This is a genomic window from Chamaesiphon polymorphus CCALA 037, assembly GCF_003003845.1.
Classification (GTDB): Bacteria; Cyanobacteriota; Cyanobacteriia; order Cyanobacteriales; family Chamaesiphonaceae; genus Chamaesiphon; species Chamaesiphon polymorphus.
Window position 1 is genome coordinate 1 of record NZ_PVWO01000293.1, and the last position, 7,291, is coordinate 7,291.

The 7,291-nt window shown below is 49.5% G+C and carries 8 protein-coding genes; 6 read left to right on the top strand and 2 right to left on the bottom strand.

What is annotated here, in order from left to right:
* The 5 genes from C7B77_RS19330 to C7B77_RS19345 form a co-directional block, all read left to right on the top strand.
* On the top strand, positions 1-376 hold a 376-nt coding region (locus C7B77_RS19330; RefSeq protein WP_181243928.1), incomplete at its 5' end, for a chloride channel protein.
* A gap of 52 nt (positions 377-428) precedes the next feature.
* Positions 429-566, top strand: a complete 138-nt coding sequence (locus C7B77_RS30175; protein ID WP_181243929.1) for a hypothetical protein — start codon at positions 429-431, stop codon at positions 564-566.
* A 91-nt stretch (positions 567-657) separates the two neighbouring features.
* Positions 658-1,230 (top strand): transcription factor MYC/MYB N-terminal domain-containing protein, encoded by a 573-nt coding sequence (locus tag C7B77_RS19335; RefSeq protein ID WP_106308517.1) that lies wholly within the window; start codon positions 658-660, stop codon positions 1,228-1,230.
* 19 nt (positions 1,231-1,249) lie between these two features.
* Positions 1,250-2,572 carry a CmpA/NrtA family ABC transporter substrate-binding protein gene (locus tag C7B77_RS19340; protein ID WP_106308520.1) on the top strand — a complete coding sequence of 441 codons (1,323 nt, stop codon included), beginning with the start codon at positions 1,250-1,252 and terminating at the stop codon, positions 2,570-2,572.
* Positions 2,511-3,452 (top strand): ion transporter, encoded by a 942-nt coding sequence (locus tag C7B77_RS19345; protein WP_106308523.1) that lies wholly within the window; start codon positions 2,511-2,513, stop codon positions 3,450-3,452. The genes C7B77_RS19340 and C7B77_RS19345 overlap by 62 nt, the downstream gene beginning before the upstream one ends.
* A gap of 107 nt (positions 3,453-3,559) precedes the next feature.
* Here C7B77_RS19345 and rnhA read toward each other — a convergent pair whose 3' ends face one another.
* Positions 3,560-4,420 (bottom strand): ribonuclease HI, encoded by an 861-nt coding sequence (gene rnhA / locus C7B77_RS19350; RefSeq protein WP_106308526.1) that lies wholly within the window; start codon positions 4,418-4,420, stop codon positions 3,560-3,562.
* A 6-nt stretch (positions 4,421-4,426) separates the two neighbouring features.
* Positions 4,427-5,749, bottom strand: a complete 1,323-nt coding sequence (locus C7B77_RS19355; protein ID WP_106308529.1) for a hypothetical protein — start codon at positions 5,747-5,749, stop codon at positions 4,427-4,429.
* A 127-nt stretch (positions 5,750-5,876) separates the two neighbouring features.
* On the opposite strand from C7B77_RS19355, the gene dnaX reads away from it, so the two are divergent.
* On the top strand, positions 5,877-7,291 hold a 1,415-nt coding region (gene dnaX, locus C7B77_RS19360), incomplete at its 3' end, for a DNA polymerase III subunit gamma/tau (protein ID WP_106308532.1).

Sequence of the window (7,291 nt, forward strand, 5' to 3'; positions counted from 1 at the left end):
CATTAGCTGTACTCTACATTCTGGCTTTCGGGGTGGCTTTATTTTCCCGCTGTTCTACATTGGCTCGGTGGTGGGTTTGGCGATTTCGTTAGGCTTCCCCCAAATCCACCCAACGATCGCGATGGTATGTATGATGGCGGCAGTAAATGTGGCAATTACCAAGACTCCGATTAGCAGTACGGTGATTCTGAGCGTAATTGCCGATACCTCAATGGTACCTGTGATTGTGATTGCCAGTCTGACTAGCTTCTTGCTTACTACCCAAGTATCGCTGATTAAAACCCAGCGATCGCGGACGGTAACAGCCGGAGAATATCAGCCCACCGCCAAGATGCCCGCGCCTGTGATCGCGGCGGGGGTGGTTACACAGGCGTAAATACTGAGTTAGGGATCGGGATATTTGCTTCGTTCCAGCACCGCCACCGATTGTGTCTTGTCGCGCTAAACCGTCGGGAAACCCGACGAGCGCGCGCCGCAAATCGGGGCTAGTATTACAAAGTCCGCCTACGCGGACTGAGATCCTAGTCCGCGTAGGCGGACTTCGCGCTATGAGCGGCGGTTTCTAACCGCTGAGGTTATCGGTAGCAACTCACGTTAAATACTGAGTTCGATCGGCTGCAAGCAACCTGAGTATAACCATCTTTGACAAAACGAATTATGACTCAACATCCTGCCAGCCGATTCGATGGTGGCATCCCCGTAAAATCGATTGATGCCACCTCCGATCGTCTAGTATCGGCACTGACAATATTACTTACTTCAGTCTGTACGAATACAGAATGGGAATATGGTGAATCCTGGCTGCCAAACCCGACTGGAACCTTGCTAGAACTCAGCCCTGCCTGGTGCATCAATACCAATCTAGATCTACGTAAAGCAATTTCCTGGATGCAGTTTCAAATTTGCAGCCAATCTTTTGTGCTATCTCCAGGTGAAGGATTGCCAGGTCGAGTTTGGCAGTCGCAAAAATTTGAATGGCTGGAGGATGCTTCGGCAGCCTCAGATACCTATTTTTTACGCAATCAAATTGCCAAAGCATTGAGCGTCAGAACTGGATTTGGCGTACCAATTATTGTGAATGCCCAAGTACTGGCAGTAGCTGTTTTTTTTCGATCTAGAACCCGATTACCCCATCCATTGACGATCGCCCAAACTCAAGAGATCGTCAGCAATTTTCAGTTTGAATATTCGCTCTGGGATTCCCAGTTCGATTCGATCGAACGATCTTAAGCGTTATCGATCTAAAAATATGACCCACTCTTCGCGGCGCAAATTCATTTTCACAGCCGGAGCTGCCACTGCCGGAATCTTGACACATGGATGTAACCTCAACTCCCCCGTGCGGATTTCCCAAGCAGCCCCAGCGATGGGTCGATCTTGGTCTGATGCGCCAGAAACAAGTACTGCATCATTAGGTTTTATTGCTCTGACTGATGCCGCGCCGCTAATTATTGCCCAGGAAAAAGGCTATTTTGCTCGATTCGGAATGAAAGATGTGCGGCTCGTGCGACAGCCCTCCTGGGGAGCTATCCAGAGCAATCTTAGTTTGAGTGCTAGTCAGGGTGGATTGGATGGTGCCCATGTGTTGACTCCCATTCCCTATCATTTAGCAGCAGGTAAAACACCCGATGGTATTCCCGTCTCGATGTATATTCTGGCGCGGCTCAATACCAATGGACAGGGGATCTCCCTGGCAAATATCTATCGCGACCTCAATATTGGCATCGATAGTTCAAAGTTGAAGGAGAGCATCGAGCTGGCAAAAGCCAAAGGGCCAGGACTGCGGCTCAAATTTGCCATCACTCATCCTGGGGGTACCCACGATCTGTGGATGCGCTACTGGTTGGCCGCTGGGGGCATTAATCCCGATACGGATGTCTCGATGTTTGTGGTGCCGCCGCCGCAAATGGTCGCTAATATGAAAGCGGGCACGATGCACGCTTTTTGTGTGGGCGAACCCTGGAATGCGCGACTGATTGATGAGCATTTGGGCTATTCTGCTTTAGTCACAGGCGAACTGTGGCGCGACCATCCCGAAAAATCGTTTGCAATGCGGGCGGATTGGGTCGATCGATATCCCAAGGCGACTAAAGCCTTGCTAGTGGCGATTCAGTCGGCGCAAATCTGGTGCGATCGACCGGAAAATAAAGACGAGATGTGTCGGATCGTGGCAGCGAGTCAATACCTAAATGTACCAACAGCCGCGATCGCGCCGCGTGCCAAAGGTGCGATCGACTATGGTAGCGATCGCGTTACTCACCAGAGTCCCTATACAATGAAATTCTGGCAGGATAACGCCTCTTACCCGTTCAAAAATCACGACCTCTGGTTTTTGACTGAAAATATGCGGTGGGGTTATTTACCTCCCGATACCGATGTGCAAGCAATGGTAAATAAAGTCAATCGCGAAGATTTATGGCGGGAAGCAGCAATGACAATTTCGCCATCGATCGCGATCCCGAAAACAACTTCGCGCGGGATTGAAACCTTCTTTGATGGCAACCAGTTTAATGGCAAAAATCCGATGGAATATCTGGCGTTACAGTCGATTAAAAAGCTCGATAAAGTTTGATGATTTAATTATTCCCACTCGTGCGATCGTGGCTAAACTCAAAACTTGTAAACTCAAACAGCAGATCTACCGTGTCATCGAAGTCACCCATCATGACGATCGACTGGGTAAGTTATTTGATGCGTTGATGATTGCGCTAATCTCGCTGAATGTGTTGGCATTCACTTTTGAAACGGTCGATAGTATTTCGATTCCTTACAAAAGTTATTTCAATGACTTTGAGACTGCTTCTGCGATCGTTTTTACCGTTGAATATTTACTCAGATTGTGGACTTGTACTCTAGATCCTCGCTATCGTCACCCAATTTTTGGTCGGTTCAAATTTGCTTTCACACTCCTCTCGATCGTCGATCTTATTTCAATTCTGCCCTATTACTTATTTCTATTCTTCCCCCATTTAGTTTTTGTACGCGAACTGCATTTACTCCGATTGGCACGCCTGTTTAAAATTGGTCGCTATTCCGAGTCGATGCGAACTTTAGGTAAAGTTATTTCCGCCAAACGCGAAGATTTATTTTCGACACTGTTTGCTGTCTTCACGTTACTGATGATTTCATCGAGCTTGATGTACTTCGCCGAACATGCTGCTCAACCCGATCGCTACCCCAATATCCCCGCATCGATGTGGTGGGGCATCATCACCCTCACCAGCGTCGGCTATGGCGATGTTTCACCCATTACCGCGATCGGTAAAATTCTCGGCGGGATTATTGCGGTATTAGGACTGGGTTTAGTCGCACTCCCAGCAGGGATTATTGCCTCCGGTTTTACTGAGGAAGTTGAAAAAAAACGCGCAAAACCACAACGAATTTGTCCCCACTGTGGCGAAGATCTAGACCGGACATTAGAGCGTAAATCCAGCATTGGAGATCGCTTTTAGAGGGTGTTTGAAAAGTAAGTAGGTAGGTGGAATCAAATATTAAACCCATGTAGGTTGGGTGGAGCCTCGAAACCCAACAGCATCAACTCATCCACCCATCCAACCATCTACTCCCCATCAACGCGCTCTAATTGCCAGAGAATTTGGTTGCCTTCGCGGCGGACTCTAGAGACGATCCAATTACGCCACGCCCATCTGTCGCCGCGACTAGTAACCGCACTAGCATTGATATCCATCAGATCGGCTAATTCGGAACTGGCAATCAAATAGCTGCTTTTGGCAATTTCATCTGCAATCCGCAAGGTATCGATCAGATGGTGTAGATGAGCGACTCTAACTTCACGCGGAATATGTTCGGTACTATCGGGATGAATAATCTGTTCTTCTAACATGGGGGCTATGTGCAGATCTGGGAGAGAGGGAATAGGAAGCGGCTCTGAAGGTGTCCGTGTGGCTGGAGCTGGCTCCGATGTCTCGACGATCGAGCGTTGCCGCAATTTGGGTGGCTGACCGCTAGAAAAGCCCCTAGCGATCGTGTCGCAGCGTTCGTTACCGACATTGCCCGAATGACCTCTAACGTGTTGCCAGGAAACGGGTGCTTTAGTTTGAGATTGCACTTGACGATCGAGTCTATCGAGTGTTTCCCATAAGTCTTGGTTGAGAACTGGTTTACCCGACGCAGTTTTCCAGCCTTTTTTTTTCCAACCTTTGACCCATTGGGTGATGCCTTTGATCAGGTATTCACTATCGGTATAGACAACGCATGGTTCGGCTCGATCGTTACTGACAAAAAATTCCAGCGCGGAGATGGCGGCTTGCATTTCCATCCGATTGTTAGTCGTCGCGCTATCGCGACCGCCTAACTCGTGGCAGCTACCATCATCAAAGTACGCAACCGCAGCCCAGCCGCCGGGGCCAGGATTTCCAGAACAAGCTCCGTCTGTATATAAGTTGGTAATTCTACTCATCTGCAATTATACCCCGTGACGATCGGGGGTGTTGGCTGTCTCAGAAAGTGATGATTCGGTATTCCCGATTGGGCTGTTATTCCAAGGATCTTCCGATTTATATTCTAGTTTCGGTGCTGGTGGTGGTGGCGGCGGTGGAGCTTGATGTTCGCTCGAACTGACGATCGTCGAAAATGCAGGTGTTGCCGTGACGGGTGGCATCGGTGGCATTTCTGGCGGCGTGGGACTCGGCGAGGGGATCTCTGGAGACGGTGTGGGGATTTCTGGTGGCGTGGTGGTGGGTATCTCTGGAGACGGTGTGGGACTTGGTGTGGGTGTTACTGGCGGATTGACGGGAATTTCTGGAGGCGGTGTCACTGGCGGTACTGTCGGCGGAATTTCGGGAGTCAGTGGGGGATCCGGCGTAGGTGTAACTGGTGGATGTTCTGGAATTTCGGGATTCGGCGTCGGATTTGGCGTGGGCGTAACTGGTGGATGTTCTGGAATTTCGGGAGTCGTGGTGGGTGGACTGGTAGGAGGGGTGGGAATCTCTGGTGGTGTGGTAGTGGGAATCTCTGGTGAAGGCGTTAGTGGCGTCTCCATGGCAGTAGGTTCGGTCGCGATCGAATTGAGATCGCCACTAACTTGCTGAACTTGTTGCTGCATTTGAGCGACAACTGCATTGATGATAACTTGGGGATCTGTCGTTTCGATCCCAAGTTGAGTCGCTAATTCGGCGACTAAACCCGGATCTTTGTGCAACATTGCCGAAAACTCTTCGAGTGTGATTTCTTGAGTCTCTGAGCCAATCTGTTCTGGTTCCGGTTGCTGGTTAAACGATCGCGGTGGTTGAGAGGGAAATGGATTGTTGTCGAGCAGCAGTTCTAACGGTACGTCGCCAAAATCGCCATCGGCGGCATCGCTAAACTCCAGAATGGGTAGCAAGTTCGGAAATTCTTCAGCTTGCCGATCGAGCAGCCTAGCACCGTATTCTCCCGCGAGATCGCCGATCTCGCCGCAATCGAGTTGTCCTAATTGCACCATCCGTCCGGCTAGTTCATAATTAGGGACGGGGGCTGCGAGTAAATTATTACCAAACTTGTCTAGCCATTCCAACCATTCTGACTTGCGGACTCGCTGCCTAATTTTGTTAAAAAAGCCGATCGCACGGGGTTGTTGCCAGCCATGAGCTACTCCTTCGAGCAACTGCATAAATAGATATTCCCGATCGGTATCATCTAGAGGTGGTAACTCAGCAGTAGGCGCGAATCGATTGCTCGATTTGCTCGCACCTCGCCCGAATAATTTGCGAAACCACCGCATGAATGACTGCCAGATTTTTTTTAACATTTACTGATTCCTTAGATGCACAATTTAGGTACATTCGATCTAGAGTATCGTAGAGGATAGTGCTCGGCAAATCAGCTCGACTGAGACGCCTGACTTTTAGCCACACCTCTTCTCTATTTATCCGCAGATGGCATATATACCTCTACATCATAAATATAGACCACAAACTTTCGCCGATCTGGTCGGGCAAGAGGCGATCTCTACGACCTTGACTAATGCACTGCGGCTGGAGAAGATTGCCCCAGCATACCTGTTTACTGGCCCACGGGGAACAGGTAAAACTTCTAGCGCGCGCATATTAGCCAAGTCTCTTAATTGTATGGCGTCTGATGTACCTACAGCACAACCCTGTGGTAAATGTGACGCGTGTAGCGCGATTGCCGTTGGTGCTGCGCTCGATATCATCGAAATCGATGCTGCGAGTAATACAGGTGTCGATAATATCCGCGAACTGATCGAGCGCGCCCAGTATGCCCCCGTCCAGTGCCGTTATAAGGTTTATATTATCGACGAGTGTCTGACAGGTGATAGTCTAGTTTTAACCACAAATGGGTTAGCCAGAATCGACGATCGATCGTTACTCGGTCAAAAAGTTTTAAGTTACAACGAAGATCGAGGCACATGGGAGTGGAAACGCGTACTCAGATGGCTCGATCGTGGTGAAAAGTCCACTTTGACGATTAAGACCACCCACCGAGAACTTAGCTGTACTGGCAATCATTTACTCAGGACGGATCGGGGATGGATAAAAGCGCAAGATTTGCAAGCGGGAATGAAGATTCTCTCCCCTCTCGATCGATCCAGCAGCAAGCAGAAGAGCTACGACCGATCTGCGCCTGTATGCCATACACGTTTGGAGACGATCGAATCTTTCAGCCTCGCTGGGCAGGAAAAAGTCTACGATCTGGAAGTTGAGGACAATCACAACTTCGTGGCTAATGGACTCTTAGTTCATAATTGCCACATGCTCACTACAGCAGCATTTAATTCGCTGCTAAAGACTTTAGAAGAGCCGCCCGATCGGGTAGTATTTGTGTTGGCAACTACCGATCCGCAACGAGTTTTGCCGACGATTATTTCGCGGTGTCAGCGATTTGACTATCGGCGGATTCCCGTCGAGGCGATGGTAAAACATCTGACTTATATAGCTGGTAACGAAAGCATTGAGATTGACGCTGCAAGTATCAAGCTAATCGCTCAAATCGCTCAAGGTGGTTTGCGCGATGCCGAAAGCTTGCTCGACAGGCTGAGTTTACTCAGTGGCGAGATTACACCCGATCGAGTCTACGATGCGATCGGTTCGGTACCAGAGCGGGATCTACTCGATATTTTACAGTCGATCGATCGAGCCGATCCGGAGCAGTTACTCGATCGCACGCGCCAGATTCTCGAACGGGGAAAAGAACCCCTCACCGTACTCCAAAATCTGGCAGGCTGCTACCGCGATCTGACGATCGCCAAAACCGCTCCCCAGCGTGCCGATTTAGTCGCTTTAACCAGTGAAAGTTGGACGGAACTGACCAAAATTGCTCAGACTTGGCA